28 protein-coding genes and 1 pseudogene are annotated in these 26,893 nt (G+C 70.9%); 17 read left to right on the plus strand and 12 right to left on the minus strand.

Features of this window, described 5'->3' with window-relative positions:
• Window positions 1–8: 8 nt before the first annotated feature.
• Together rfbB and rfbD are read left to right on the plus strand one after the other, a co-directional pair.
• On the plus strand, window positions 9–995 hold the full coding sequence (gene rfbB, locus BBK82_RS19110) for a dTDP-glucose 4,6-dehydratase (protein WP_065916218.1): 987 nt from the start codon (window positions 9–11) through the stop codon (window positions 993–995).
• Between the two features lie 6 nt (window positions 996–1,001).
• Window positions 1,002–1,832 carry a dTDP-4-dehydrorhamnose reductase gene (rfbD, locus tag BBK82_RS19115; RefSeq protein ID WP_065916219.1) on the plus strand — a complete coding sequence of 277 codons (831 nt, stop codon included), beginning with the start codon at window positions 1,002–1,004 and terminating at the stop codon, window positions 1,830–1,832.
• Between the two features lie 259 nt (window positions 1,833–2,091).
• Here rfbD and BBK82_RS19120 read toward each other — a convergent pair whose 3' ends face one another.
• The 5 genes from BBK82_RS19120 to BBK82_RS19140 form a co-directional block, all read right to left on the minus strand.
• Window positions 2,092–3,177, minus strand: a complete 1,086-nt coding sequence (locus BBK82_RS19120; protein WP_179953788.1) for a glycosyltransferase family 4 protein — start codon at window positions 3,175–3,177, stop codon at window positions 2,092–2,094.
• Window positions 3,177–5,663, minus strand: a complete 2,487-nt coding sequence (locus tag BBK82_RS19125) for a glycosyltransferase (RefSeq protein ID WP_065916221.1) — start codon at window positions 5,661–5,663, stop codon at window positions 3,177–3,179. The genes BBK82_RS19120 and BBK82_RS19125 overlap by 1 nt, the downstream gene beginning before the upstream one ends.
• A 3-nt stretch (window positions 5,664–5,666) precedes the next feature.
• Window positions 5,667–6,218: a hypothetical protein gene (locus BBK82_RS19130; RefSeq protein WP_065916222.1), complete on the minus strand. Its 552-nt coding sequence runs from the start codon at window positions 6,216–6,218 to the stop codon at window positions 5,667–5,669.
• Window positions 6,215–6,841 carry a hypothetical protein gene (locus BBK82_RS19135; protein ID WP_065916223.1) on the minus strand — a complete coding sequence of 209 codons (627 nt, stop codon included), beginning with the start codon at window positions 6,839–6,841 and terminating at the stop codon, window positions 6,215–6,217. Before BBK82_RS19135 ends, BBK82_RS19130 begins: the two co-directional genes overlap by 4 nt.
• 96 nt (window positions 6,842–6,937) lie before the next feature.
• Window positions 6,938–7,846: a glycosyltransferase family 2 protein gene (locus BBK82_RS19140; RefSeq protein WP_237048260.1), complete on the minus strand. Its 909-nt coding sequence runs from the start codon at window positions 7,844–7,846 to the stop codon at window positions 6,938–6,940.
• 20 nt (window positions 7,847–7,866) lie between these two features.
• Here BBK82_RS19140 and BBK82_RS19145 point away from each other — a divergent pair, with 20 nt between their 5' ends.
• The 3 genes from BBK82_RS19145 to BBK82_RS19155 all read left to right on the plus strand — a co-directional run bounded on the left by BBK82_RS19145 (window position 7,867) and on the right by BBK82_RS19155 (window position 10,944).
• Window positions 7,867–8,841, plus strand: coding sequence for a glycosyltransferase family 4 protein (locus tag BBK82_RS19145; RefSeq protein WP_065916224.1), 975 nt, complete (start codon window positions 7,867–7,869; stop codon window positions 8,839–8,841).
• A gap of 79 nt (window positions 8,842–8,920) precedes the next feature.
• Window positions 8,921–10,048: a glycosyltransferase family 4 protein gene (locus tag BBK82_RS19150; RefSeq protein WP_065921185.1), complete on the plus strand. Its 1,128-nt coding sequence runs from the start codon at window positions 8,921–8,923 to the stop codon at window positions 10,046–10,048.
• 47 nt (window positions 10,049–10,095) lie between these two features.
• Window positions 10,096–10,944 carry a glycosyltransferase family 2 protein gene (locus BBK82_RS19155; protein ID WP_179953789.1) on the plus strand — a complete coding sequence of 283 codons (849 nt, stop codon included), beginning with the start codon at window positions 10,096–10,098 and terminating at the stop codon, window positions 10,942–10,944.
• Between the two features lie 60 nt (window positions 10,945–11,004).
• Here the strand turns inward: BBK82_RS19155 and BBK82_RS19160 are convergent, their stop codons facing one another.
• Window positions 11,005–11,424 carry a hypothetical protein gene (locus tag BBK82_RS19160; RefSeq protein ID WP_065916225.1) on the minus strand — a complete coding sequence of 140 codons (420 nt, stop codon included), beginning with the start codon at window positions 11,422–11,424 and terminating at the stop codon, window positions 11,005–11,007.
• 118 nt (window positions 11,425–11,542) lie between these two features.
• Here BBK82_RS19160 and manB point away from each other — a divergent pair, with 118 nt between their 5' ends.
• Entirely contained in the window at window positions 11,543–12,610 is a 1,068-nt protein-coding gene (gene manB, locus BBK82_RS19165; RefSeq protein WP_065916226.1) for a mannose-1-phosphate guanylyltransferase, read from the plus strand.
• The gene (locus tag BBK82_RS19170; protein ID WP_065916227.1) at window positions 12,603–13,484 is read left to right on the plus strand and encodes a DNA-3-methyladenine glycosylase family protein; all 882 of its coding nucleotides are present in this window, start codon (window positions 12,603–12,605) and stop codon (window positions 13,482–13,484) included. Before manB ends, BBK82_RS19170 begins: the two co-directional genes overlap by 8 nt.
• On the opposite strand, the gene BBK82_RS19175 is transcribed toward BBK82_RS19170, so the two are convergent.
• Genes BBK82_RS19175 through BBK82_RS19190 form a run of 4 tightly spaced genes read right to left on the minus strand, consistent with a single transcriptional unit; the run spans window position 13,481 to window position 17,062 of the window.
• Window positions 13,481–14,008 (minus strand): NUDIX hydrolase, encoded by a 528-nt coding sequence (locus tag BBK82_RS19175; RefSeq protein ID WP_065916228.1) that lies wholly within the window; start codon window positions 14,006–14,008, stop codon window positions 13,481–13,483. The two genes, BBK82_RS19170 and BBK82_RS19175, sit on opposite strands and share 4 nt — an antisense overlap.
• Window positions 14,005–15,327: a coenzyme F420-0:L-glutamate ligase gene (locus BBK82_RS19180; RefSeq protein ID WP_065916229.1), complete on the minus strand. Its 1,323-nt coding sequence runs from the start codon at window positions 15,325–15,327 to the stop codon at window positions 14,005–14,007. The genes BBK82_RS19175 and BBK82_RS19180 overlap by 4 nt, the downstream gene beginning before the upstream one ends.
• Entirely contained in the window at window positions 15,320–16,273 is a 954-nt protein-coding gene (gene cofD, locus BBK82_RS19185; RefSeq protein ID WP_065916230.1) for a 2-phospho-L-lactate transferase, read from the minus strand. Before cofD ends, BBK82_RS19180 begins: the two co-directional genes overlap by 8 nt.
• 39 nt (window positions 16,274–16,312) lie before the next feature.
• Window positions 16,313–17,062, minus strand: a complete 750-nt coding sequence (locus BBK82_RS19190; RefSeq protein ID WP_083268037.1) for a site-2 protease family protein — start codon at window positions 17,060–17,062, stop codon at window positions 16,313–16,315.
• A gap of 245 nt (window positions 17,063–17,307) precedes the next feature.
• On the opposite strand from BBK82_RS19190, the gene BBK82_RS19195 reads away from it, so the two are divergent.
• Both BBK82_RS19195 and BBK82_RS56290 read left to right on the plus strand, forming a co-directional pair.
• Window positions 17,308–17,604 (plus strand): WhiB family transcriptional regulator, encoded by a 297-nt coding sequence (locus tag BBK82_RS19195; protein ID WP_045315329.1) that lies wholly within the window; start codon window positions 17,308–17,310, stop codon window positions 17,602–17,604.
• A 67-nt stretch (window positions 17,605–17,671) separates the two neighbouring features.
• Window positions 17,672–18,280: pseudogene (locus tag BBK82_RS56290) on the plus strand (glycosyltransferase family 2 protein); the annotation flags it as partial.
• 275 nt (window positions 18,281–18,555) lie between these two features.
• Here BBK82_RS56290 and BBK82_RS56295 read toward each other — a convergent pair.
• Entirely contained in the window at window positions 18,556–18,852 is a 297-nt protein-coding gene (locus BBK82_RS56295) for a hypothetical protein (RefSeq protein ID WP_335618097.1), read from the minus strand.
• A gap of 8 nt (window positions 18,853–18,860) precedes the next feature.
• Here BBK82_RS56295 and BBK82_RS56300 point away from each other — a divergent pair, with 8 nt between their 5' ends.
• Window positions 18,861–20,786 carry a hypothetical protein gene (locus BBK82_RS56300; protein WP_335618098.1) on the plus strand — a complete coding sequence of 642 codons (1,926 nt, stop codon included), beginning with the start codon at window positions 18,861–18,863 and terminating at the stop codon, window positions 20,784–20,786.
• A 93-nt stretch (window positions 20,787–20,879) separates the two neighbouring features.
• Here the strand turns inward: BBK82_RS56300 and BBK82_RS19205 are convergent, their stop codons facing one another.
• Window positions 20,880–21,323, minus strand: a complete 444-nt coding sequence (locus BBK82_RS19205; RefSeq protein ID WP_065921187.1) for a metallopeptidase family protein — start codon at window positions 21,321–21,323, stop codon at window positions 20,880–20,882.
• 93 nt (window positions 21,324–21,416) lie between these two features.
• Between BBK82_RS19205 and BBK82_RS19210 the strand changes: the two genes are divergently transcribed.
• The 7 genes from BBK82_RS19210 to BBK82_RS19235 all read left to right on the plus strand — a co-directional run bounded on the left by BBK82_RS19210 (window position 21,417) and on the right by BBK82_RS19235 (window position 26,702).
• Window positions 21,417–21,776 carry a DUF3499 domain-containing protein gene (locus BBK82_RS19210; protein ID WP_218920633.1) on the plus strand — a complete coding sequence of 120 codons (360 nt, stop codon included), beginning with the start codon at window positions 21,417–21,419 and terminating at the stop codon, window positions 21,774–21,776.
• Between the two features lie 93 nt (window positions 21,777–21,869).
• The gene (locus BBK82_RS19215) at window positions 21,870–23,222 is read left to right on the plus strand and encodes a phosphomannomutase/phosphoglucomutase (RefSeq protein ID WP_065921189.1); all 1,353 of its coding nucleotides are present in this window, start codon (window positions 21,870–21,872) and stop codon (window positions 23,220–23,222) included.
• A 13-nt stretch (window positions 23,223–23,235) separates the two neighbouring features.
• Complete coding sequence (locus BBK82_RS19220; RefSeq protein ID WP_065916232.1) at window positions 23,236–23,436, plus strand: Trm112 family protein; 201 nt, start codon at window positions 23,236–23,238, stop codon at window positions 23,434–23,436.
• A 5-nt stretch (window positions 23,437–23,441) separates the two neighbouring features.
• The gene (locus BBK82_RS56305; protein ID WP_335618099.1) at window positions 23,442–23,612 is read left to right on the plus strand and encodes a hypothetical protein; all 171 of its coding nucleotides are present in this window, start codon (window positions 23,442–23,444) and stop codon (window positions 23,610–23,612) included.
• A gap of 75 nt (window positions 23,613–23,687) precedes the next feature.
• Window positions 23,688–24,494, plus strand: a complete 807-nt coding sequence (locus BBK82_RS19225; RefSeq protein ID WP_335618100.1) for a hypothetical protein — start codon at window positions 23,688–23,690, stop codon at window positions 24,492–24,494.
• A 20-nt stretch (window positions 24,495–24,514) separates the two neighbouring features.
• Window positions 24,515–25,729, plus strand: a complete 1,215-nt coding sequence (manA, locus tag BBK82_RS19230; protein ID WP_065916233.1) for a mannose-6-phosphate isomerase, class I — start codon at window positions 24,515–24,517, stop codon at window positions 25,727–25,729.
• Window positions 25,730–25,778: 49 nt separating this feature from the next.
• The gene (locus BBK82_RS19235) at window positions 25,779–26,702 is read left to right on the plus strand and encodes a cation diffusion facilitator family transporter (RefSeq protein WP_065916234.1); all 924 of its coding nucleotides are present in this window, start codon (window positions 25,779–25,781) and stop codon (window positions 26,700–26,702) included.
• The last annotated feature ends 191 nt before the right edge of the window (window positions 26,703–26,893 follow it).

Consider the following 26,893-nt stretch of genomic DNA (forward strand, 5'->3'; position numbering starts at 1 on the left):
AACAGAGCATGCGCGTACTGGTGACAGGTGGGGCCGGGTTCATCGGCTCGCACTACGTGCGGGAGTTGGTGAGCGGCTCGTACCCGGCCTTCGCGGGTGCCGAAGTGGTGGTGCTGGACAAACTCACCTACGCGGGCAGCGAGACCAACCTCGCGCCGGTCGCCGGCCGGTTCGAGTTCGTCCGCGGCGACATCTGCGACCCGGCCGTCGTCGCCGAGCAGATGCGCGGTGCCGACGTGGTCGTCCACTTCGCCGCCGAGTCGCACGTGGACCGTTCCATCACCGGCTCCGCCGACTTCGTGCTCACGAACGTACTCGGCACGCAGACCCTGCTCCAGGGCGCGCTGAACGCGGGCGTGGGCCGGTTCGTGCACGTGTCGACCGACGAGGTCTACGGCTCCATCGAGTCCGGTTCGTGGGACGAGTCGCACATCCTGGAGCCCAACTCGCCGTACTCGGCCTCGAAGGCGTCCTCCGACCTGCTCGCGCGGGCGTTCCACCGCACGCACGGACTGCCGGTCAGCATCACGCGGTGTTCGAACAACTACGGGCCGTACCAGTTCCCGGAAAAAGTGATCCCGCTGTTCGTCACCAACCTGATCGACGGCAAGAAGGTGCCGCTCTACGGCGACGGTCTCAACGTGCGCGACTGGCTGCACGTGGACGACCACTGCCGCGGCATCCAGCTCGTCGCCGAGGGCGGCCGGCCGGGCGAGATCTATAACATCGGCGGCGGCACCGAGCTGACCAACCGCGAGCTCACCGAGAAGCTGCTCGCCGCGACCGGGCGTGACTGGTCGTCCGTCGAGCCCGTCGAGGACCGCAAGGGCCACGACCGGCGCTACTCGGTCGACATCTCCAAGATCGCCGCGGAGCTGGGCTACAAGCCGCAGGTCGACTTCACCACCGGCCTGGCGGAGACGGTCGAGTGGTACCGCGCGAACCGCGCCTGGTGGGAGCCGCTCAAGGAGCGCGCGGCGCTGGCGAAGGGCTGAGCCGACGTGATCCTCGTTCCCGGTGGCCGCGGTCAGCTCGGCCACGACCTCGCCCTGCTGTCCGACGACGTGCGCGCCGTGTCGTCCGCGGAGCTCGACGTGACCGCGGTGACCGCCGACGACGTCCGCGGGTACGCGGCGGTGGTCAACTGCGCCGCCTACACCGCCGTCGACGCGGCGGAGACCGACGAGGACCGCGCGTTCGAGGTGAACGCCGTCGGTCCCGGTCTGCTGGCGCGGGCGTGCGCATCCGTTGGCATTCCGTTGATCCACGTGTCAACGGACTACGTGTTCTCCGGTGACGGCGCACGTCCGTACGAGCCTTCGGACGACGTAGGCCCGAAGACCGCGTACGGGCGCACGAAGCTCGAAGGCGAACGCCGGGTGCTCGAAGAAGGCGGCTGGGTCGTGCGCACCTCCTGGGTGTACGGCGCGCACGGCTCGAACTTCGTGAAGACCATGGCGGCGTTGGAGTTCTCGCGTCCTTCGCTGTCCGTTGTGGACGATCAACGCGGCACGCCGACGTGGTCGCGCGACCTGGCCGCCGGACTGCTCGAACTGGCCTCGGTGCTGCCCTCCACCCGGTTGCTGCACGCGACCGGCGGTGGCGAGACGACCTGGTTCGGCTTCGCCCAGGCGATCTTCACCGAGCTGGGCGCCGATCCGGAGCGGGTCACCCCGTGCACCACGGCCGACTTCCCGCGGCCGGCGCCTCGGCCCGCCTACTCCGTGCTGTCGGGTGCGGCGTGGGCAGCAGCGGGACTGCGTCCTTTGCCGCATTGGCGCAGCGCCCTTTCGGAGGCGTTCCGGGCAGGTGTGGTCGCTCCGCGTGCCTGAGCTGGTCCATTGGGGTGACCTGTCTGGTAAGGCTGTGGGTGATGCGGGAGCCTGTTCCGCATGTTCGATTCCGGGCGCGACCCCCAGCGTCCCGCGACAGCGGATTCCGACAGACAGCGTTTCTTGCGTTGCGTTGCCGTGGTGACGGGCTCGCGACAGGTGTCAGCGAGCCAGCTCGACAAGTACGCACCGAGGCCGCATTCTCGGTGATGAGGAAACCTGTTGGGGCGTCAGGATTTTCTGACGCCCTCGCAGAACCTCAGGCCTTGCTCCGCCGATAAGCCCCGAGCGTCAGCTCCGCACACCGCCGCCAGGTGAACCCCGCCGCGTGCGCGCGCCGTTCCGCCTGCGCGGTCGGGGTCTTCGGTGCCGCCACGGCCTCCGCCAGCCCGGCCGCCAGCGCGTCGACGTCGCCGACCGGCACGTGCAACGCGTGCCCACCGGCCACCTCGCGCAACGCCGGCACGTCCGAGCAGACCACCGGAACGTTGCACGCCAACGCTTCCAGCACCGGCAGGCCGAAGCCCTCGTCGCGCGACGGCAGCACCAGCGCGGTCGCGCCGGCCACCACCGACCGCAGGTGCACGTCCGACAGGTACCCCGTCCTCAGCACCCGTCCGTCCACACCGGACCGGCCGGGACCGACGATCACCAGCGGTGGCAGCGCCGGGTCGGACGCGTGCGCCTTCACCAGGAACTCCAGCCCCTTGCGGGGCCCGTCGGCACCGACGAACAGCAGGTACTCCGACGGCAGCCCCAGCCGGCCGCGCAGCGTCGCCGACGGCGGCCGGGAGGCGAACCACGCCGGGTCGACGCCCAGCGGCGTCACGACGATCTTCTCCAGCGGCACCGAGAACCGGTCGGCGACGACATCGGCGACGGCCGCGGTCGGCGTGCAGATCACGTCCGCCCGTTGAGCCGAAAGCTTCACCAGCTCCGGCAACCGGGCGTCGGACGGCGGCAGGTCACCGGGGCTGTCGAGGAACGCCAGGTCGTGGATCGTGACGACCTTGCCGGCCCGGATGGTGGGCGGCAGCACGAAGTTCGTGGCGTGCATGACGTCGGAGAAGCCGGCCAGCAGCTCGACCGGCGGGAACGGGGCGCGCAGCCACATCTGGCGCAACGCCCGTGCCGCGATCGGCAGGCCGCGGGCGGTGACGTCGTGCGGCAGCACCGTCCGCAACGCGCGCCAGCCGCGCAGGGTGAACGCGACCGCCCGGACTTCGGCCTCGCCCGGCATCGACGCCAGCTCTTCGGCCAGCGCCGCCGTGTAGCGGCCGATCCCGGTTCGGTGCCCGAGGAGGGGAGTGCCGTCCAGCAGCACGGAAAGGGGTTTACGAGCCATTAGTTACCGCCACGCGCGATTTTGCGCAGACGCCCCGTCGCCCGCTTGGCCAACTCGGTCGGGCCGCCCGCGTCCAGGTACTCGCGCACCAGCCGCAGGTCCCGCTTCACCTTGTCCGCCTTGCTCAGCTCCGGCGTGCGCACCAGTGGCGCCGAGCCAGGCAGACGGTCCGCGGCGGGCCTGGGGTTGCGGCAGAACTCGGCCAGCGGCGCGAGTGCCGTCTCCCAGGTGAACCGTTCGCGGACGACGGCGATGCGCTCACGGCACGCGGCCGCGAACTCCTCGTCGTAGAGCACCTTCTCCAGTGCGCCAGCCAGCGCCACCGGGTCCTCCGGCGGCACCACGACGCCCAGTCCTTCCCGCGCCACCAGGTCCGCGAACGAGTCGCCGGACGTGGTGACGATCGGCAGCCCAGACCACAGGTAGTCGAGCACCCGCGTGCGGAACGCGAACGTGGTCTCCACGTGCTCGTAGTGCGTGGTGACACCGCAGTCCGCGTCGAGCAGCCAGTTCTGCCGCTCGGTGTAGGGCACCCAGCCGTCGTTGAAGAACACGTGCTCGCCGGTCAGCCCCAGCGACGCGGCGAGCGACCGCGTCTGGCCGGCGATGTCCATGTCCGGCACCTCGGGGTTCGGGTGCTTCATGCCGAGGAAGTACAGCTTGGCGTTCGACCGGCGCTTGCGCAGGTGGTCCATCGCCTCGATCAACGTCAGCGGGTCGAACCAGCTGTAGACGCCGCCCGCCCAGATGACGACCTTGTCCGCGTCGCTCACGCCCGGCACGACGCCCTTGATCGCCGGTGCGGTGCGCTGCGGCGGCTTGCCCGACAGTCCGAAGGGGACGATGCCGAGCAGCGACGCGGTCGTGGGGTCGTTGTCGTACAACGTGGGCGTGAGCCGGCCCAGCGACGCCAGGTGACCGAGCCAGAAGTGCCGCTGGCGTTCCGACGCGCACAGGAAGAAGTCGCCGCGTTCGAGCTGGGTGTTCAGCACCTTCGTGACGGTCTTCAGGTCGAGCGCGCGCTTCTCGTCCGTGTCGTCCTTGCCCTGTTCGAGCAGCTCCAGGTGCATCGGGTCGTACATGTCGCAGACCACGATCTTGGTGGACGACGTGCGCTTGAGCTCCTGGACCATCTCCAGCGCGTGGCCCTGCAGCACGATCACGTCCGCCCACTCGACGTGCGGCGGCAGCTCCTTCGGCCGCGCGCGCTCGACGCCGAACGGCGCGTCCGGCGGCACGCACAACGGGTTCGTCGTGACCAGCCGCACCTGGTGCTCGCCGGACAGCACGTCGGCCATGTGCCAGGCGCGGATCGCCGGGCCCGCCATCCGGTCCGAGATCGCGTCGCCGGTGATCACCAGGATCTTGCGCGGCTTGCCGAACACGTCGTCCAGGCCGAGCACGTCGACCAGGACGTCGTGCGCGGCGAGGTAGCGCGGCAGCGGGTACGCGGGCTCCAACGCCTTGCGCATCAACGGGACCAGGTCGGTGTCGGAGAGCCGGCGCTGGGCCTGCTCCTTCTTCCGCGACTCCGCGAGCGACGGCATCATCTCGACGAACTGGTCGATCGCGAGGAACCCGGCGAGCGCTTGGCGCGACACCCCGACCGGCTCGCGGTCGAGCGCCGGGTCCGCCGGCCTGCGGGTGATCTCCAGCTGCGTCGCGTCGATCTCGCCGCGCGCGGTCGCCCTGCGCACGCACAGCGCGAGCGCCGCCGGCAGCACCTTCGTGAGCGTCTCGTCGGAGAAGTTCTTGTAAAGCGCCGCGAGCGCGTTGCGCTCCAGCAGGTACAGCTCGCGGCTGTGGTCGATCGAGCTCATCGACGCGTGGTGGCGGTGGAACGTCAGCGACGCCGGCTCGTAGCGCACCCGCCAGCCGCGCAGGTTCATCCGCCAGCCGAGGTCGACGTCCTCGTAGAACATGAAGAACCGCTCGTCGAACCCGCCGAGCTGCTTGTACAGCTCCGTGCGCACGAACAGCGCCGACCCGGTGCCGAACAGCACGTCCTGCGGGCCGTCGTGGCTGCCGTCGTCCGGCTGCCCGGCGTGCCGCTTGTAGCCCATGCCGAACCAGGTCAGCCCGCCGTCGACGAAGTCGATGTTCTCGCCGTCCCAGTCGAGCACCTTGCTCGCGACCGCGCCGACCGCGGGTTCGGAGTGGAAGACCTTGACCGCGGCCCTGACCCAGCCGCGGTCGGCACGCGCGTCGTTGTTCAGGAACGCCAGCACGCTGCCGGTGGCGTGCTCGACACCGAGGTTGCACCCGCCGGCGAACCCGAGGTTCCGCGCCGAGGTGACGATCTGCGCGCCCGGCAGCTCGCGCGTGAGCCGTGCGGTGTCGTGCGCCTCGTTGTCGACCACGACGACCTGCAGCAGTTCGGCCGGGTAGTCGAGCTCGGCGAGGCCGCGGACGCAGGTGATGGTGTCGTCCGCGCCCCGGTAGTTGACGACGACCACCGAGACGACGGGCAGAGATGCTCGATCCACGCGCTAAGCCTGCCTCATCACTCTGCGCGCCCGCAGGCCGGTTGCACAGATCAGCAGCACGAAGATCGTGATTGGTACGCCGAGCACCCACCCGACCGACCAGTCGTTGCGGTCGGCGAGCAACGGCCGCATGTGCTCGTGCCGCAGCACGGTCACCGGTCCCAGCGGCAGCTGCTTGTCGACGTTGCCCTGCACGACGACGGTGAGCGCGGTGCCGTCCGGGCAGTGCACCCGGTGCGAGTAGGCCGGGTTGTCGTGCCCGGTGACCTCGTCGACCCGCTCCACGACGCACGTCTCGCGCTGCGCCAGGACGTCCATCAACGCCCGGTGCCCGTCGCCGACCAGCACCGCCGTGCCCGGCACCAGCACCATCAACGCCGGCAGCACCAGCCACGGGTCGGCCAGCTTCCCGACGCCCCACGCGAACGCGCACGCCAGCAGACAGCCCGGGATCATCACCGCGAGCTGGTGGTTCGTGGGCACGACCGCGCCCAGCACGACGGCAGCGGCGATGCCGAGCACGCCGATCACGATCAGCGGGACGGGCCTGCTCACGGTTTCTTCCGCAGGGCCCTGGCGAGTGGCACGAGTGCGATCATCGTCAAGGGGACGCTCGTGACCAGCCAGAGGTTCCACCCACCCGGCTCCGCGAACACGGGCCGCAGCGGCGGACCGACGCGGACCTCGGCGTCGTCGCTCTTCAGCCGGTCCGGCCAGTCGCGGTCGAGTTCGACCTCGCCGCTCGGGCAGGCCAGCACGTAGTCGACCGAGGGGTACTTGTTGCGCGGGTGCTCCACGGCCTTGGTGACCGTGCACCGCTCGGTGTGGCCGATCTCGTTCATCAACACGCTGTGACCGCCGAACGTGAGGACGAACGGCGCGGCGAGGCCGACGGCGAAGGCGGGGAGGGCGATCTGCTTGCGTTCGGACAGGCCGCAGAGGCCGAGGGCGAAGGCGAGGCCGCCGAGCAGGGCGAGCAGGAGGAAGCCGACGTTGAGGGTGATGCCGAGCGCGGACCCGGCTGCGATGGCCGCGGCACCGCCCGTGACGAGGTACCAGGCGACGCGTTTCTGGACGGCGTCGAGGGCGCGCTGGCCGGCGGGGTCGTGGATCAGCTCGGGGGTGCGGCGGGGCCCGTTCTTCGTGCGGACCGGTCTGCGCTTGCGTCTACCCGACATGAATTGTCAGACCCCTCTGAGACGATTGGAGTGGGGACCGAAACGCCCCCAGCGGGGGCGCTAGGCGGAATCGATCCAGGGCACTGATCCCCCAGGTCAGCGGCCGGACCAGTCTCGCCAGACCGCCCGGCGTGGAACGGTCGACCGCGCACCGATCCTCACCCGCTGCCACAGCGTCACCGGCAGCCGCAGCACCACCTCCGCCAGTACCTGGACGCGCAACCCGACCCGGAAGTTGGCCGCGTCCGGCACGTTCCCGCGCATCGGCAGCAGCGCCGTGAGCACCGCGAACCGGCCCAGCTGTGAGAGCGCAACCACCAGTGGCGCGCACCGCAGCAGCATCAGCAGCCGGTTGCGCTCGTTCCAGCGGTGGAACAACCGCGAGCCGGGCCGGGTCGACGCCCCGTGCCGGTGCCGCACCCGCGCCGGGCCGACCGAGATCACCCGGTGCCCGGCCAGCCGCAGCCGCCAGGCCGTGTCGGTGTCCTCGTAGTAGCAGAAGAAGCTCGCCGGCACCCCTCCGACGGCCCGCAGCACGTCCGTTCGCAGCAGGGCCGCGCCGCCGCAGAAGCCGAACACCTCACGGCCTGCCAGCACGACGTCCTTGCCGTGGCCGTCCGCGGTCAGCGCCACGCCCACGGACTGCGTGGAGCCGTCGGTGAGCAGGATCGACGAGGTCGCGGCGGCCGCGCCGGGGTCGCCCGCAAGAGCGCGTTCCAGCTCGGCCAGCCACGACGGGTCGGGGACCGCGTCGTCGTTGAGCCAGGCGACGTACGGGGTGCCGACCGAGGCCAGGACCGCGGCCAGGCCACCGGCGTAGCCGCGGTTCGACGGCAGGCGCACGACCTCGTGTCCGCTGATCAGCGCGGCTGTGCCGTCGTCGGAGGCGTTGTCGACGATGATCGTCCGATGTGGACTCTTCTGGGCTGCGAGGGCGTCCAGGCACGCCGTGATGTGGTCACGGCCGCGCCATGTCACGACCACCACGGTGCTGAGCGGCGACACGGCGTGAGACGGTACGCGACGTGCCCGAGCTAGTACTGCTGACCGAGCAACTCAACGCGCCCGTCCCCGGCGGCACCGGGCGGTACACGGCGGAGCTGCTCAAGGCGCTGCGCACGACCGCGCCGCACACCTGGTCCGTGACCACCGCCGCCACGGCGAACGCGGACCGGAACATCAGGGTGCCGCGCCGGGTGCTGGTGGCGTTGTGGGAGCGCGGTCTGCCGCCGAACCTCGGGCCGCACGTGCACGCGCCCACGCCGCTCGCGCCGCGCGAAGGGGCCGTCGTGACGGTGCACGACGTGGTGCCGTGGACGCACCCGGAGACGCTCACGCCGCGCGGGGTCGCGTGGCACCGCAAGGTGATCGCGCGGGCGGCCAGGGAGGTCAAGGCGCTGGTCGTGCCGACGCGGGCGGTCGCGGACCAGCTCGGCGCGCACGTCCGGGTCGAGGTTCCCGTCCACGTCGTCCCGAACGGCGTGACGAATCTTCAGGCAACCGACATGCCGGCCGACCTGCCGGAGACCTACGTCCTCGCGGTCGGCACGATCGAGCCGCGCAAGGGGTTCGAGCTGCTCGTGCGGGCCACCGAACGGCTGCGCGTGCCGCTCGTGGTCGTCGGGCCGCAGGGGTGGGGCGGGGTAGACCTGCGGGCGCCGCACGTGCGGTTGCTCGGGCGGGTGAGCGACGAGCGGCTGGCGTCGGTGCTGGCAGGGGCGACCGTGCTGGCCGCGCCGAGCCTCGCGGAGGGGTTCGGCCTGCCGGTCCTGGAGGCGATGGCGGCCGGGGTGCCGGTGGTGCACTCGGACGACCCGGCGCTCGTGGAGGTGGCGGGCGGAGCGGGCACCGTGGTGCGGCGCGGAGACCTCGCCTCACTCACCGAAGGGCTGCGAGCCGTTCTGGCGGATCCGTGCCACACCATCGAGGCGGGCATCACCCGCGCGAGTGAGTTCACCTGGGAAAATACTGCGCGTGGTGTTTGGGCAACCCACGTGTAACAAAGTAGTTGATGCATTCGGTGTAAACGCGTTTCGCGATGACCGTACGCTGCTGATCGTGCCGATCGTCGAACCCAGCGTGCTGATCGACGCCACCGCCGTGCCCGCGGACCGAGGTGGCGTCGGACGTTACGTGGATTCGCTCGTCGCGGCGCTCGACGCCGACGGAGCCAGGCTCTCCGTCGTGTGCCAGCCGCGTGACGAAGACCTCTTCACCAAGATCGCCCCGAACGCCCGCGTGATCCGCGCCGCCGACGCCGTCGCCACCAGGACAGCCCGCCTGACCTGGGAACAGACGACGCTGCCGCGGCTGGTGCGGACACTGGGCATCGACGTGCTGCACTCGCCGCACTACACACTTCCGCTGGCCAGCAAGGCCGCGTCGGTCGTGACGCTGCACGACGCGACGTTCTTCACCGACCCCGTGCTGCACTCCTCGGTCAAGGCGCGCTTCTTCCGCGCGTGGACCCGTGCGTCGCTCAAGCGCGCCGACCTGTGCGTGGTTCCGTCACAGGCCACCGCCGACGAGCTGGTGCGCGTCGCGGGCGCCGACCGCCGGGCGTTGCACATCGCCCAGCACGGCGTCGACACCGAGCGCTTCCACCCGCCGTCGCCGGACGAGATCCTGAACGTGCGGCGCACGTTGTCGTTGGGGGACATGCCGTACGTGGCGTTCCTCGGCGCGCTGGAACCGCGCAAGAACGTCCCGGCGCTCATCCGCGGCTTCGCCCAGGCCGTCGCCGGTCGCCCGAACCCGCCCGCGCTGGTGCTCGCCGGCCAGCCCGGCTGGGACAGCCAAGTGGAACGCGCGCTCGACTCGGTCCCGCACCGCGTCCGCGTGATCCGCGCGGGCTACCTGCCGTTCGAGCAGCTCGCGGGTTTCCTCGGCGGTGCGCAGCTCGTCGCCTACCCGTCGCTCGGCGAGGGCTTCGGCCTGCCGGTGCTCGAGGCGATGGCGTGCGGCGCGTGCGTGCTCACCACCCGAAGACTGTCGCTGCCGGAGGTGGGTGGCGAGGCGGTCGCGTACTGCGGTGTCGGAGCAGGTGACATCGCGGCGGCGATCGCCGACCTGTTGGACGACCCGGCCCGCCGGTCGTCGCTGGCCACGTCCGGTCAGCAGCGCGCCAAGGACTTCTCGTGGGCGGTCAGTGCCGAACGCCACCGGCTCGCCTACGAGCGCGCGTCGCACATTCGTCACCGCCGCTGACTGGTGCACGCGCTTTCGCTCAACAACGAACCACTATCGTGTCGCGCGTGAACTACGGCGACGGACTTGGTGTCGTGACGGTCACGTACTCGCCGGGCGAGACGCTGGCACCGTTCGTGGACACCCTCGCGAAGGCGACAACGCGTGAGACCAGGGTGATCCTCGCCGACAACGGCTCCACCGACGGCGTGCCCGAACAGGTGGCCGCCGAACGCGAGCACGTCACCTTCGTGCCGACCGGGGGCAACCTCGGCTACGGCGGCGGGGCGAACCGCGGCGTCGCGGCGCTGCCCGCTGACATCGGCTGGATCCTGATCTCGAACCCGGACATCGAGTTCCTGCCCGGCAGCGTCGACGCGTTGATCGACGCCGCGTCGCGGTGGCCGCGCGGGGGGATGTTCGGGCCGCTGATCCGCGAACCCAACGGCGAGATCTACCCGTCGGCGCGGCTGTTGCCGTCGGTCGGGCGGGGGATCGGGCACGCGCTGTTCGCGGTGGTGTGGCCGGGGAACCCGTGGACCCGTGCCTACCGGCAGGAGCAGGAGCCGGTCGAGCGGGTGGCGGAGTGGTTGTCCGGGTCGTGCTTCCTGATGCGGCGGGAGGCGTTCGACTCGGTCGGCGGGTTCGACGAGAGGTACTTCATGTACTTCGAGGACGTTGATCTCGGGGACCGGGTGGCGAAGGCCGGGTGGGTGAACGTGTACGTGCCCGAGGCCGAGGTCGTGCACATCGGCGGGCATTCGACGGCTCGGGCTTCGAAGCGGATGCTGGCGGAGCATCACCGGTCTGCATACCGGTATCTGGCGGATCGGCACCGTGGGGTGGTGTGGGCGCCGTTCCGGTGGGCGGTGCGGGTGGGGTTGAAGGTGCGGGTCAGCTTGCTGGCTCGCGGCTGACGAGATCGCGGGCAGCCGGCCTGCCGCCTGCCCGCCCTGACGACGACCGGGCTGCCGTCGTCACATGTCGCCGCTGAGCCGCTGCGACAGCGAGGAACGGGTCGTCTGGTGGTGCGAGACGGTCGGGATCATGCCCGGCTGGACGACCTGGGTGATCTCCGCGTCATCCGCTGCCGCCGCGGGAGCGGGAAGGGGCTGGGTCGGCCTCGGTGCGGACATCTGCTGCTGCTGCCGTGGGCGCTGGCCCGGTGGGGGCTGCTGCGGGCGGTGCTGCTGGGACTGGCCGGATGCCTGGGCCGCGGACAGGATCATCGTCGAGTCCGGGTCCAGGCGCGGGTCCACCGCGTTGACCAGGCTGCGGGGAATCTGCTGGGTGTCGGAGGAGTCCATGGGGGACGTCATGTTGTCCGGCGTCACGATGTTCCGCCCACGTGCGCGGGCGCGGGCGAGCAAGGCGTCGGCCCGGTCGCGGGGGTCCATGTCGGATTTTGCTCCTTGCCGGGACCAGATCCCTGGCGGGACCAGACTCCATCTGACGATCTGCTTCGTGTCAGAGTATTCCGTCGAACGGCTTGCCGTAACGCGGAGGAGGAAAAAGGTGCACGGCGTTGAAGCTGTGGTACTGGTCGGGGGGAAGGGCACCCGTCTTCGCCCGCTTACCCTGTCCGCTCCCAAGCCCATGCTCCCGACTGCTGGGGTGCCGTTTCTGACGCACCTGCTGTCGCGGATCAAGGAGGTCGGGATCACCCACGTTGTGCTCGGTACCTCCTACAAGGCAGAGGTCTTCGAGGAGTACTTCGGGGACGGGTCGCGGCTCGGGCTCGAGCTCGAGTACGTGGTCGAAGAGGTGCCGCTGGACACCGCGGGTGCCATCAGGAACGTGGCCGACAAGCTGCGCGAGCCCGATGTGATGGTCTTCAACGGCGACATCCTCTCCGGGGTCGACCTGGCGGGGATCGTGGACACGCATCGTCAGCACGAGGCGGACGTCACGCTGCACTTGGTGAAGGTGCAGGACCCGCGGGCGTTCGGCTGTGTGCCGACGGACGAGGAGGGGCGCGTGCAGGCGTTCCTGGAGAAGACCGAGAACCCGCCGACCGATCAGATCAACGCGGGTTGCTACGTGTTCAGGCGCGAGGTCATCGACGCGATTCCGGCTGGTCGGCCGGTGTCGGTGGAGCGGGAGACGTTCCCGGGGCTGCTGGAGGCCGGCAAGCGGCTGCAGGGGCACGTGGACGCGACCTACTGGCTGGACCTGGGCAAGCCGGAGGCGTTCGTGCAGGGGTCAGCTGACCTCGTGCGCGGTGTGGCGCCGTCGGCGGCCGTGGCCCAGCCCGGTGACTTCCTGGTGCTCGACGGGTCGAACGTGCACGAAGGTGCCACGGTTCGTGGTGGCAGCACGGTCGGTGCGAACTGCACGGTGGCCGAGGGTGCGGTGCTCGACGGCGCGATCCTGTTCGACGGGGCCGTGGTCGGTGAGGGTGCCGTGGTCGAGCGGTCGATCGTCGGTGCCGGTGCGCTGGTGCAGGCCGGTGCGGTGCTCAAGGACGCCGTCGTGGGCGACTCGGCGGTGATCGGGGCGCGGTGTGAGCTGATCGGTGGCGCTCGGGTGTGGCCGGGTGTGGTGCTGCCGGAGGCCGGCGTGCGATTTTCGACGGATGCCTGAGAGGAGCTGGACTCCACCGTTCCCACTTGATCTGGGAGCGGTGCTCGGGCCGTTGCGCCGCGGGCCGGGTGACCCGTCCTTCAGCACGGAGGGCGGCATCTGGTTCGCGGCGAACACCCCGTGCGGGCCTGGCACGGTGCACATCACCAGGGTGTCGGACGAGGTCCGCGCGCGGGCGTGGGGTGACGGCGGGCTGTGGTTGCTCGACGGTCTGCCCGCCCTGCTCGGCGCGGACGACCCGGTGCACGAGTTCGTCGCGCACCACGACATCGTCGCCGAGGCGCGGCGACGGCGGCCGGGACTGCGGCTGGGCAGCACGGGCCGGGTCTGGGACCTGCTGTTCGCCTCGATCCTGGAGCAGAAGGTCACCGGCACGGAGGCGTTCCGGACGTGGCGCGAGCTCGGTCGCCGCTTCGGTGAGCCGGCGCCGGGACCGAAGCCGCTGAAGGTGCCGCCGACCCCGCACAAGCTGTTGAGCCTGCAGGACTGGGAGTGGCACCAGTGCGGCCTCGACGGGGCGCGGCGGCGGACGTTGGTCAACGCCGCCCAGGTCGCGCACCGGCTGGAGAAGGCCGCGGAGATGCGCAGCCGGGAACTGCTGGAGAAAGTGCCCGGCATCGGCGTGTGGACCTCGGCCGAAGTGGCGCAACGGTCCTGGGGCGACCCGGACGCGGTCAGCGTCGGCGACTACCACGTGGCGAAGAACGTGACGTGGGCGTTGACCGGCACGCCGGGTGACGACGACGCGATGATGGAACTGCTCGCGCCCTACAACCCGCAACGCCACCGCGCGGTCTGCTACCTGCAGGCGGCGGGTCTGCAGCGGCCGCGGCGAGCGCCGAGGTTCTCGCCGCGCGACTACCGCAAGTTCTAGCTCAGACGGGCCAGCGCTGACTCGATCAATGGGTGCAGGTCGTCGACGTTGTCCGGCAACGAGTCCAGCGGCCACCACTGCAGGTCCACGGACTCGGCCGAACGCACCGGCTGCGCGCCGACCGGTGCCCGCACCAGGTACCGCACGTCGAAGTGCCGCGTCGGCTTGCCGAGTGAGCACGTGATCGGGTGCACGTCGAGGTGCACCGGCGTCGGCTCGATCCGCAGGCCGCGAATGCCGGACTCCTCGGTGGCCTCGCGCAACGCCGCCGCGGCCAGGGTCTCGTCGCCCGGCTCGCAGTGCCCGCCGAGCTGCAGCCAGCGGCCGACGCGCGGGTGCAGCGTCAGCAGCGCGTGCTTTGCCGTGGCGTCGAGGACCAGCGCGGAGGCGGTGATGTGGCCGGGTTCGCAAGAACGCCGACAGGCGTCCTCGCGGGCCGCCAGGAAGCCCAGGTAGGCCTCCTTCAACGCGTCCTGGCCCGGGAACGCCCGCAGCGTCGCGACGGTGTCGGCGTGCAGCGTCACAGCTCGATCAGTCCTTCCAGCGGCTCGCGGGGGACGAGCGGCTCCAGCGGATGGCCCACGGCCACCGCGCCCAGCGGCTCCCAGTCCTGCGGCACACCCAGCACGGCGCGCACGACGTCCGCGCAGAAGATCGTCGACGACACCCAGCACGAGCCGAGGCCCTCGGCGGCCAGCGCCACCAGCAGCCCCTGCACGGCGGCGCCACCGGCGACCGTGAACATCGTCTTCTCGGCGTCGGCGCGGCGAGGATCGGGATAGGTGTGAGCGCCCTCGCGGACGAGGAACGGCACCACGACCTCCGGCGCCTCCACCAGCAGGTCGCCCCGGCGCACCCGGCGCGCGATCTGCTCCGGGGTGAACCCGTCGCTGCGGAGATCGCGTTCCCACTGCTCGCGCATCGCGGCGAGCAGCTCGGCCCGCTTCTCCCGCACCAGCACGAACCGCAGCGGCTTGGTGTGGTGCGGCGCGGGAGCGGTCAACGCCGCCCCGACCGCTTTCCGGAGCACCGCGAGGTCCACCGGTTCGGCGGAGTAGAACCGCACCGACCTGCGCAGCAGCACGGCCTCCGCGCGGCCCTGCACCAGCGCTTCCTCCGTGCCGAGGCGGAACAGGTCCTCCTCGATCGGCCGGACCAGGTCACGCGCGCACGACCCGTCGTCGACCACGTCGAAGCCGCGCAGCACCGCCACCGGCACCGCGCCGAGCTTGCCCTTGACCAGGTCGGCCGCCGCCGCGATCTCGTCGGCCACCGCGACCTGGGTGACGAAGAGCTCGTTGCCGTGCTGGTCGGCCGAGCCCGCGTAGTCGTGCAGCACGCGGAGGCCGGCCGAGCCGATCGCGGCGTCGGTCTGGCCGATCCGCCACGCACGGCCCATGGTGTCGGTGACGACCACGGCGACGTCCACGTCGAGCAGGTCCTTCAGCGCACCGCGCAACGCGGCCGCGGAGCCGTCCGGGTCGACCGGGAGCAGCGCGATCTCGTCACCCGCGACGTTCGAGGCGTCGACGCCGGACGCGGCCTGCACGACGCCGAGCTTGTTCTCGGTGATCAGCGTGCGGCCCTTGCGGGCGAGCACCCGCACCGACTCGGCGGCGACGTGCTCGCGGCGGATCCGGTCGCGTTCCCCGGGGTCGGCGGGCACGGTGACCAGCCTGCCCTCCACTTTGGACAGCACCTTGGACGTGACGACCAGCACGTCGCCGTCGCGCAGCCAGGGCGCGGCGGCGGCGATCGCACCGGCGAGGTCGTCGCCGGGCCGGAACTCCGGCAGGCTGGGAACCGGCAGCAGCTCGAGGGCGGCCGCGGCGTGGTCAGCCAACGTCGACTCCGGCCAGCTCCAGCGCGTGGCGGGCCATCTGGGCCGTCGCGTCCACATCGGACATCAGCAGCGGCACCGCGCGCACGGCCACACCGGGCACGTCGGCGCGGTCACCGGTGTGGACGAGCCACGCGTCCAGGATGCCGTCCTCCGAGCACTTGCGGGAGCCGTAGAGCTGCCCGACCGCCTCGGCCGAGGTCTCCACGCCGATCGCGGCCAGGCAGGCGTCCGCCATGCCGCGCAACGGCTTCCCGCCGATGATCGGCGACAGGCCGACGACACCGGCCTCGGTCTTGCGCAACGCGTCCCGCACGCCGGGCACGTTCAGGATCGTGCCGATGCTCACCACCGGGTTCGACGGGGCCAGCACCACGGCGTCGGCCTCGGCGATCGCGTCCAGCACGCCGGGTCCGGGGGTGGCGGTCTCGGCACCGACGAACGCGAACGACTTCGCGGGCACGGCCGCGCGGTGCTTGACCCACCACTCCTGGAAGTGGATCGCCTTCGTCTCGCCGTCCAGTTCGACGACGACGTGCGTCTCCACCCGGTCGTCCGACATCGGCAGCAGCTTCACGCCGGGCTGCCAGCGGTCGCACAGCGCCTCGGTGACCGCGGACAGCGGGTAGCCGGCCCGCTGCATCCTGGTGCGGATGAGGTGCGTGGCGATGTCCCGGTCGCCGAGCCCGAACCAGCTCGGGTCGGCGCCGTACGCCATCAGCTCTTCCTTGACGGTCCACGACTCGTCCGCACGGCCCCAGCCGCGGTCGGAGTCGATGCCACCGCCCAGCATGTACATGCAGGTGTCGAGGTCGGGGCAGATGCGCAGCCCGTGCATCCACACGTCATCGCCGGTGTTGACCACCGCGGTGACGTCGGCTCCCAGTTGCTTGAGCCCTTGCAGGAACCTCGCGCCGCCGACCCCGCCGACCAGTGCTACGACCTTCACGCCAACCCATGCTTCCACAGCCGGGTGAGTGCTCGGCGGTCAGCGCCAGAACATGAAGTTGTCGGAGCCGTAGTACGCGCCGAGGGTGTTGCCGCCGAGGAGCTCGAACAGCCACGTCGACACCTGGAACAGCAGCAGGCTGACCTCGGAGAAGGTGAACAGCACGGCGAACAGCACCAGCGGCGCCCACGGCCGGACCTTCGCGCCGAACCGCTGCGCCTCGTACGGCATGAAAGGTTCCCAGACGCCCCAGCCGTCGAGACCGGGGATCGGCAGGATGTTCAGCACGAACGCGAGCACCTGCAACAAAGCGAGGTACGAAATCGCCGCCAGGAGTCCGGCCGGCGGCGAGAACAACGCCACCACGCCGATCAGCAGGGCACCGATCACCAGGTTGGTGACGGGCCCGGCGAGTGAGACCAACGACTCCACCTTCTTCGACCGCAGCGCGTGGTGGTTGATCCACACCGCGCCGCCGGGAAGGGGGATTCCGCCCAGTGCGAGCAGCACCAGCGGCAGGATGATGCTGAGCACCGGGTCGGTGTAGCGGCGGATGTCGAGGGTCAGGTACCCCTTGTCCCGCACGGAGAAGTCGCCGCCCTTGTACGCGACCGCGGCGTGCCCGAACTCGTGCAGGCACAGCGTCACCGCCCAGCCGGCGAGTACGAAGAGGATGGTGCCGGAGATGACGGCGACGTCACCCTCGAACAGGGTGAGAACGGCTCCGGCGGCCGTCACCGCGAGCAGGCCGAGGAACAGTGGACTGGGGCGCACCGCTGATCGCTTCACCCCTCCAGTGTGGCGTGTCGGCTGGTGCGGTGGGCCGTTCGGGGACGGGTTGCCGTACGTGGATCACCGTCTGTGCTGTCCGTCAAGGTTTGAGCGGCCATCCGCGCGAATATCCCCCGACGTGTGGACTCCGCTTGACCCCCCGCTGTGACGCAGGTGTAATCACATCGGTGTCATTCGTCGTTGTGGGAACGGCGTCTGGCGTCCGCCAACCGGGGAGAGCGGAAGGCGAGGAGGCGGACGAAATGCAGGAATTCGAAGAAGATCACGTCGCGCAGCCGGTCGTACAGGGCGAACTGTCGTACCTGTTCGACCCAGCCGACGAGCAGGACTGGCAGGAACGCGCCCTGTGCGCGCAGACGGATCCCGAGGCGTTCTTCCCCGAAAAGGGTGGTTCGACGCGGGAGGCCAAGCGCATCTGTCTGGGTTGCGAGGTGCGTTCGGAGTGCCTTGAGTACGCGCTCCAGCACGACGAACGCTTCGGCATCTGGGGCGGTCTCTCGGAGAGGGAACGCCGCAAGCTGAAGAAGCGAGCCGTCTAGAAGCGTGATCTTTTTGCCTTAACTTGAGGGAGTGACAAGCCCTCACCCGAGGCTCCGGACCGCGCCGGTGCTGTGCGTCCTGGTCTGCCACGACGGCGACCAGTGGCTCAGCACGGCGCTGTCCGCGTTGCGGCGTCAGCGAGTTCGTCCTCGGCACGTGATCGCGGTCGACACCGGATCCCACGATCGCACCGCGAAGGTACTGGCGGAGGCCGAAGACCTGCTGGACGGCGTGCTGTCGCTGCCGCGCGGTACCGGTTTCGCGACCGCCGTGCGGCTCGCGGTCGAGCACGCCGTCGAACGCTGGGGAGACCCCGGCAAGTGGCTGTGGCTGGTGCACGACGACAGCGCGCCCGAGCCGGACTGCCTGGCGTCCTTGCTGACCGCCGCCGAGGTCTCGCCGTCGGCGGCGGTGCTCGGTCCGCTGTGCCTCGATTGGGTGGATCCTCGGCTCGTCGTGGAGGCGGGTCTCTCGACCGACGCGTCCGGTCATCGGCAGACCGGGCTGTCCTCCGCCGAGCACATCGGGTCGTTCCAGCAGAGCGCTGAGGTGCTCGCGGTGTCGTCGGCGGGGTCGCTGATCCGTCGCGAGGTCTGGCACGAGCTCGGTGGTTACGACGAGGCGATGCCGTTGCTGCGCGACGACCTCGACTTCGGCTGGCGGGCGAACCGCGCCGGTCATTTGGTGCTTTGTGTTCCGGTCGCCCGAATGCGGCACGCGCGCGCCGCGACTAAAGGCGCGCGTCGTTTGGATGCGGCCGTTGCGCGGCCGGGTCCGTCGTTCCGCGGCGTTGATCGCGCGCACGGCATGCGGACATTTCTGGTCAACACGTCGGGTATTTCGTTCCTCATCGGACTTCCGCGCCTGATGGTGCTGTCGGTGCTGCGGGCTTTGGGGTTCTTGCTGCTCCGGCGTTTTGGCGACGCTCATGCAGAAGTGGGCGCGGCCCGTTACCTGCTGACCCGCGGCCGGTTGCTCGAAGGCCGGCGGGCACGACGTGGTTCGGCGGTGGTGCGCGGGCTGTTCACGAGCCGGTTGACGCGGTTGCGCAACGCCGTGCGCGCCGGTACCGCGTTCCTGATCCGCCGGCGCGTCGAAGCCGACGCCGCGCTGGGCCGGTTGCCCGCGACCGACACCGGCTCGACCTGGCTCGAACCGTCTGAAGTGGACTCGCCGCGCCCGGTCGGCCCGTCCGCGCTGCCGGCCGGCGCCGCGCCGTCCTCGGGTCGCCGGCCTGCGGCGGCCACCGGTCGTGGTGACGGTCGACGCGGCGCTGCCGGGTGCGCTGCGCCCGTCGCCGAAGCCGCGGCCGTCGCCGGGACCGCGCCAGGACATGGTGTTCGTCGAGGTCGACCAGGGCCGGATGCTGCGGTCGCTGCTGCTGGCGCCGCCGGTGCTGTTGCTGCTGGGGCTGTCCGCGGTGGCGCTGGCCGCCAACTGGTCGCGACTCGGCCTCGACCTCGCCGGCGGCCGGTTGCTGCCGGTCGGGACGGTCGGGGACGTGTGGTCGACGTACCTGGCGTCGTGGCACCCGGTGGCGGGTGGCACGGCGGCTCCGGCTCCCGCGGCTTTGGCCGTGCTCGGTCTTGTGCCCGGTGGACCGCAGCTCGCCGTGGCGGTCTTGTTGTTGTTCGACATCCCGTTGGCCGCCCTGTCGGCGTACATCGCTTCGCGCGGCATGCGCGTACGTCGTTCCGTGCGCGCGGTGGTGGCCGCTTTCTACGGCTTGCTGCCCGTGTCGACCACGGCCGTTGCCGAGGGTCGTCTGGACGTCGTCGTCGTGCACGTCGTCGCGCCGTTGGTGTTCGCCGGCGTGTACGCCGTCTTGCGCGCGTCGTCCACACACGCCTGGTTGGCGATGGCCTCAGGCACCGCTATCGGTGTCGCGGTGCTCGGCGCGTTCTCGCCGTTGAGTCACGTCGTAACGCTGGTCGGCGCTTTGGTGGGCTTCGTCGCCGTGTCGGGCGGTGCGCGCCGGATCGCCGCTTTGTTCGCGATCGTCCTTCTGCCGATGGCGCTGCTTCTGCCGTGGCCCGCCGTGCTGCTGCAACACCCCGAGATGGTCTTGAACGGCCTCGGCGCCGCCTACTCGTCGCCGCCGCCGAACCTGATCGTGTGCTCGGTGTTCGTCGCCGCCGCCTTCGCCGCCGCGGTCCTGCGCCCGAACGCGGCGATGCTGCCGGGCCTGTTCGTGATCGTGCTCGCGATCGGTGCCCTGGCCGCCGTCACCGCCGTCTCCGCGTGGCCGGGGACGGCGCTGGTGATCTTGGCCTGGGGACTCGTCTGGGTGGTGCTCGCGGGGTGCCAGCGCGGTGTCGCTCCGGGTGTCGCCGGCCGGGCACGGGTGCGGCGCGCGGTCTACGTCGTGGGTGTCGTGACGCTGGCCAGCCTGGGCGTGGCGGGGTTGCTGGACCTGCGAACCGGTCCGTTGCGTGCCGGTGGCGGCGAGCAACTGAGTGCCTCGTTGACCGCCGAGCTGGAACGCACCGGCCGGTCGGTGTTGGTCGTCGGCACGCCCACGCGTCAGGTGGCGGGCCGCATGCCTGCTTTTGGCGACGACGACCTGGTGCCCACCACGTCCTCGCCGGCTCGTATACGCCGTTGGACCACCTCTCTGCTCGATGGCTCGTCTTCTGCCGTGGGTGTGGCACTGGCCCAAGCCGCGTCTTCGGGTGTGACGTTCGTCGTGCTTCCCACTGCTGCGGACGCCGAACGGGTCCGTGCCGCAGCGGGTGAACTGGTGTCGGTGGCCCTGCCCACCTCGCACGGCCGCCCGGTGCTGCGCATCCGCCTGACCGCCGACACCGGCGTCCTGCTGCCCCCGGACCTGGCCCGCCGCGCTCGCACGGGCGGCGACCCGCCGGCGGAGTCCTCGACGACGATGGCGCCGGTGAACGTGACGCTGCCGGACGTGGCGGTGCGCGTGTCACCGGGCTCCGATGGCCGCGTGCTGGTGCTGGCGGCGGAGGACGAGCCGGGCTGGGAGGTGTTCGTCGACGGCCAGCAGGTGCCGGTCGTGCGGGCGTGGGGGCACCTGGTGGGGGTGCCGCTGCCGGGTTCGGCGGCGGAGGTGCGCGTGACGATGAGCACAACGCTGCGGGACCTGCTGCTGCTCGCGCAGGCCGCGGCGGCGCTGTTCACGTTCCTGACGGCGATCCCGACCCGGCGGCGCCAGGCGTGAGGCATGGGGTCCGTGCGTGTTCTCACACACACGAGCCCGCCGGGATCCCCCGATTTCAATTCTGGTCGGGGGGTCTGACACTGCTGGGCGGGCTCAGCCCTCGTCGATCACGTCCGGGTCCAGGCCCAGGTAGTTCGCCACCTGCTCCACCAGCACCTCGTGCACCAGGTCGGCCAGGTCCGCGCCGTCCTTCGCCCGCGCCTCCAGCGGCCGCCGGTACAGCACGATGCGCGCCCGGTTGTCCGATGCCGCGGGCAGCAGCCGGGCGAGGGGCACGTTGCCGTCCTCGACCACGCCGTCCTCGCCCTCGACCTGCACGTCGGGCACGTCGTCGACGGCCACGTCGAGCTGGGTGAGCTCGGTGCGCCAGCGGGCCTCGATGGGTTCCAGGGCCTCGATCACCAGTGCGTCGAAGCGTTCCGCCCTGGAACGGGCGGCCGGCAGGGTGGCCGGGTAGAGCGGACCGCGCAGGCCCCTGCCGTGCCGGTCGCGGCTGCGCCGACGCGGCGAATCCTGCCGCCGTGAACCCCGTGCCATCACCACAACCCAGCAGCCTAGTTGCTCTCCTGCGCGAGCAAACACAGCGTGCCTCACACACAGCCCCGCGTGGACGCGCTATCGTCCCCGATCGTGCGGAGCGTGAGACGGTGCTCGCGAACCGGGTGTGCTAACCCGGCTGTCGCCACGCTCACCTACGCCTATGCGGACTCCACCGCAGTCGTCGGACCGCTCGCCACGTACTCCGAACCGCACAGCTACGACCTGTGCGAGGAGCACGCGATGCGGCTCACGGCGCCGCGCGGCTGGGAGGTCGTGAGGCATCAGGGTGAGTTCGCGGCGCCCGAGCCGAGCGTGGACGACCTGACGGCCTTGGCCGAGGCCGTGCGCGAGGCTGGGCGGGCCGATGTGAGTCCGAAGCTGCCTGAGGTCCCAGCGGGGACCCAGCGGCGCGGTCACCTGCGCGTTCTTCCGGATCCCCACGAAGACTGACCGCCTGCACCACGACCACACGCATCACTAATCTGCTCGCCGGTAGGCTGCCCAACCAGTGGCCGTCAAGAGCGAGTTTCGGGAGTGTGCGGCGTGCGTGACCTGTCCGGCATCGTCAAGGCGTACGACATCCGCGGGGTGGTCGGCGAACAGCTGGACGCCGGCTTGGTTCGCGACTTCGGCGCGGCTTTCGCGCGTCTGGTCGGCGGGCCCACCATCGTGATCGGTCACGACATGCGCGACTCGTCGCCTGAGCTCTCGCGCGCGTTCGCCGAGGGTGCGCAGGCGCAGGGCGTCAACGTGATCAGCATCGGTCTGGCCAGCACCGACATGCTCTACTTCGCGTCCGGCAAGCTCGACCTGCCCGGTGCCATGTTCACCGCGAGCCACAACCCGGCGCAGTACAACGGCATCAAGCTCTGCCGCGCCGGTGCGAGCCCGGTCGGCCAGGACAGCGGTCTCGCGCAGATCCGCGAGGACGCCGAGAACCAGGTCCCGGACGCGGAGGGCGTCGAGCCCGGCACGTTCGAGGAGCGCAACATGCTCGTCGACTACGCGGCCTACCTCAACGAGCTGGTCGACCTGAAGAACATCCGCCCGCTCAAGATCGTGGTGGACGCGGGCAACGGCATGGGCGGCTACACCGTGCCCCAGGTCTTCGAGGGCCTGCCGATCGAGGTGGTCCCCATGTACTTCGAGCTCGACGGCAGCTTCCCCAACCACGAGGCGAACCCGCTCGACCCGAAGAACATCGTCGACCTGCAGGAGCGCACCAAGGCCGAGGGCGCCGACGCCGGTGTCGCGTTCGACGGTGACGCCGACCGCTGCTTCGTCGTCGACGAGAACGGCGACCCGGTCAGCCCGTCCGCGATCACCGCGCTGGTCGCCGTGCGCGAGCTGGCCAAGGACCCCGGCGGCACGGTCATCCACAACCTGATCACCTCGCACGCCGTGCCGGAGATCGTGAAGGAGCACGGCGGTCAGCCCGTGCGCACCCGCGTCGGCCACTCCTTCATCAAGGAGGAGATGGCCAAGACCGGCGCCATCTTCGGCGGCGAGCACTCCGCGCACTACTACTTCCGCGACTTCTGGCGCGCCGACACCGGCATGCTGGCCGCGCTGCACGTGCTGGCCGCGCTCGGCGAGCAGGACGGCCCGCTGTCCGCGCTGACCTCGGTCTACAACCGCTACGCCGCCTCCGGCGAGATCAACTCCACCGTCGCGGACCAGGCCGGCCGCATCGCCGCCATCAAGGCCGCGTACGGCTCCAAGGACGGCGTCACGATCGACGAGCTGGACGGTCTCACCGTGCAGCTGCCGGACGGGTCGTGGTTCAACCTCCGCGCCTCGAACACCGAGCCGCTGCTGCGCCTGAACGTCGAAGCCGCCACTCCCGAGGCCGTCGCCGCGCTCAGCGGTGACGTCCTCGCGATCGTGCGGGCCTGAGGAGAGAACAGAAGTGGCCGTCAAGCTCGAAGAGCAGTTGCTGGAGATCCTCGCCTGCCCGTGCCCCGAGCACGCGCCCTTGCGGGTCGGGACGCCGGACGACCCCGAGGCGGACTTCCTCACGTGCACCGCGTGCGGTCGTTCGTTCCCGGTCCGCGACGGCATCCCGGTGCTGCTGCTGGACGAGGCGGTCGAGCCGCCGCCGGCTGGATGACGTAGGTGCTCGACGACACGCTCCTCGACGACGCGGGCCGCCTGGCCGACGCCGACACCGGCGGCTGGCTGCGGGCTGCCGCACGGGCGGGGGCACAGGTCCGTTCCACCGCGGAGGCCGCGGCCGAGGCGGGCGTGGAGCGGATCTTCGCCGAACGCCCGCGCGCGTCGTGCTGATCACCCGGCCGGCCACGCGGTCACGGTGGCCGGCGTCGTCATGGAGTTGCTCGGCCCGGCTGCTCGGTGCCGGTCGTGGTGGCCGACGAGGTGCCGCCGTGGGTCGGCGCGCTCGACGTGGTGCTCGCGCACACCGAGGACCCCGGCGACCGGTGCTCGCGAGTCGATCGACCGCGGCCCGGCGCGGCGCGGACCCTGGTGACCGCGCCGGACTCCGGTCCGGTCGCCGCCGCTGCCGCGGGCCGTGCCGTGCTGCTGCCGCCGCGGCTCGACGTGCCGCCGGGCTTCAGCTTCCACCGCGCGCTCGCCGCGTGGCTCACCGTGCTGGGCTCGCTGGGCCTGCTCAAGGTGGACGTCGAGCTGATCGCGGACGAGCTCGACCGCGAGGCCGAGCGCGACCACCCGGTGCACGAGTCGTTCGTGAACCCGGCCAAGTCGCTCGCACTGCGGGTGGCCGACCGCACGCCGCTGCTGTGGGGCCTCGACGAGGTCGCCACGTCGATCGGCGCGCACGGTGCCGGGGTGCTGGCCGCGTTCGCCGGGGTTGCCTCCGACGTCGCTGGGTATCCGCAGGCACTGACCCGCCCGGTGCTGCACCGGCGGGCCGTGCGGGGAACTTCTGGTGCGGACCTGTTCGCCGATCCGGACGACGAGACCGGTGGGCTGGTCCGCGTGCTGTTGCTGGCCGTGCGCCAGGGCCCGGCGGCCGACGCTGTGCGTCACGCCGCCGAGGACGCGCTGCCAGGGGCCGACGTGCTCGAACCGGCGGTCGAGGTGGCGGGAGGCGACGCGGTCAGCGCCGCGCTGCTCGCGCTCCGCTTCGAGCTCGCCGCGTTGTACCTCGGGCTCGCCGCCGGGACGCTCGGCGGCAACCCGTACTGAGTTGGGGAGCTGAACGAGAAGTGGACCTGCTGCACAACGCGGTCAGGCCGTACGCGTGGGGATCACGCACGGCCATCGCCGAGCTGGTCGGGAAGGAGGTGCCCGCACCTCATCCCGAAGCCGAGCTGTGGATGGGCGCCCACCCCGGCGACCCGTCGCGCCTGGTCGGCGCCGACGGCGTCGAACGCTCGCTGCTCGACCTGCTGTCCGCCGACCCGGACAGCCAGCTCGGCCGGCGGGTCGCCGACCGCTGGGGCAGCCGGCTGCCGTTCCTGCTCAAGGTGCTCGCCGCCGACGAGGCGCTGAGCCTGCAGGCGCACCCGTCCGCCGTCCAGGCGGCGGAGGGCTTCGCCGCGGAGGAGGGCGCCGGTGTGCCGCGCGACTCCGCCGTGCGCAACTACAAGGACCCGGCCGCGAAGCCGGAGCTGATCTGCGCGCTGACCGAGTTCCACGCCCTCGCCGGTTTCCGGGCGCCGGACCGCACGGTCTCGCTGCTGCGGTCGCTCGACGCACCCGCGCTCGCGCCGTACACCGAGATGCTCGTCGCCCAGCCGGACTCCGCCGGCCTGCGCGCGGTGTTCACGATGCTGATCACGCTGCCGCAGACGTCGTTGTCGACGCTGGTGCCCCAGGTGCTCGACGCGTGCGTGCTGCACGTGAAGGAGCACGGCGAGTTCGACCTGGAGTGCCGCACGGTCCTGGAGCTCGGCGAGTCCTACCCCGGCGACGCGGGCGTGCTGGCCGCGCTGCTGCTGAACCGGATCGTGCTGCAGCCCGGCGAGGCCATCCACCTGCCGGCCGGCAACCTGCACGCCTACCTGCGCGGCACCGGCATCGAGATCCTCGCGAACTCCGACAACGTGCTGCGCTGCGGCCTCACCCCGAAGCACGTCGACGTGCCGGAACTGCTGCGCGTGCTCGACTTCGCGTGCGGCGACATGCCCGTGTCCACCGGCGAGGAGATCCATCCCGGCGTGCGCGTCTACCGGACGCCGGCGCCGGAGTTCGAGCTGTCCCGCCTGGACGTGACCGGCGAGGTGCGGATCAACCACGACGGCCCGCAGATCATGATCTGCACGGACGGCGCGGCGGTGCTGTCGAACTCGCGCGGCGAGGAGCTGCGGCTGGCCCGCGGCCAGTCCGTGTGGCTGCCGGCGTCCGACCCGGCGGTGCTGGTCCGACCGGATGGTGTTGAATCCGCACAACTTTTCCGCGCCACGGCGGGGACGGACTAAGGTTCCGACCGGACAAAGCGGACTGACGACTGGTTGCGAGGAGACAGGCGTGTCAGCAGGGGGCGGGACCAAGGCGATCGTCGCGGCGTTGGTGGCAAACGCCGGCATCGCGACGGCCAAGTTCGTCGGATTCTTGATCACCGGCTCGTCGTCGATGCTCGCCGAGTCGGTGCACTCGGTCGCGGACACGTCGAACCAGGGTCTGCTGCTGCTCGGGCAGAAGACGGCCCAGCGCAGGGCGACCAAGCTGCATCCGTTCGGCTACGGCCGCGACCGCTACTTCTGGTCGTTCGTGGTCGCACTGATGCTGTTCACCCTCGGCTCGGTCTTCGCGCTGTACGAGGGCATCCACAAGCTGCAGCACCCCGAGGGCCTCACCAGCCCGCTCGTGGCGGTCGGCATCCTGGTCGTCGCGATCGGCCTGGAGACCTACAGCTTCTACACCGCGATCGTCGAGTCGAAGAAGATCAAGGGCGACGCGTCGTGGTGGGGGTTCATCCGGAACTCGCGGACGCCGGAGCTGCCGGTCGTGCTGCTGGAGGACCTCGGGGCGCTCGTGGGTCTGGTGCTGGCGCTGATGGGTGTCGGGCTCACGATGGTGACCGGGAACCCGATGTTCGACGCCTTGGGCACCGTCTGCATCGGTGTGCTGCTGGGGATCATCGCGGTGATCCTGATCATCGAGATGAAGTCGCTGCTGATCGGTGAAGGTGCTTCGGACAAGGACCTCGACGTGATCTGCGACGAGCTGGCCGCGGGCAAGGTGCAGCGGGTCATCCACATCAAGACGCAGTACATCGGGCCGGAGGAGCTGCTGGTCGCCGCGAAGATCGCGCTGGAGCCGCAGCTGTCGCTGGACGAGGTGGCGCAGGCGATCAACGATGCCGAGCAGCGGGTCCGCAACCGGGTGCCGCACGCCCGGTTGATCTACCTGGAGCCGGACCTCGACCGCACCACGGTCGCGACTTCCTGACGCTTCCCTTCACCGCACGCGGGGACCTTTCGTACTGCATGACGGTACGAAAGGTCCCCGCGTGCGTTCGGGCGGGTTTCGCGTTGTTCGGTACCGGGAAGCACGGAGGTCCTGACAACGTCTGAACAGAGCTGTGGGCATCTCACCTGGTGGAAGCCTTTAAGGTGGGCGGACAGGTTCCATTGAGGAGG

Source organism: Lentzea guizhouensis (assembly GCF_001701025.1).
GTDB classification, from domain to species: Bacteria; Actinomycetota; Actinomycetes; order Mycobacteriales; family Pseudonocardiaceae; genus Lentzea; species Lentzea guizhouensis.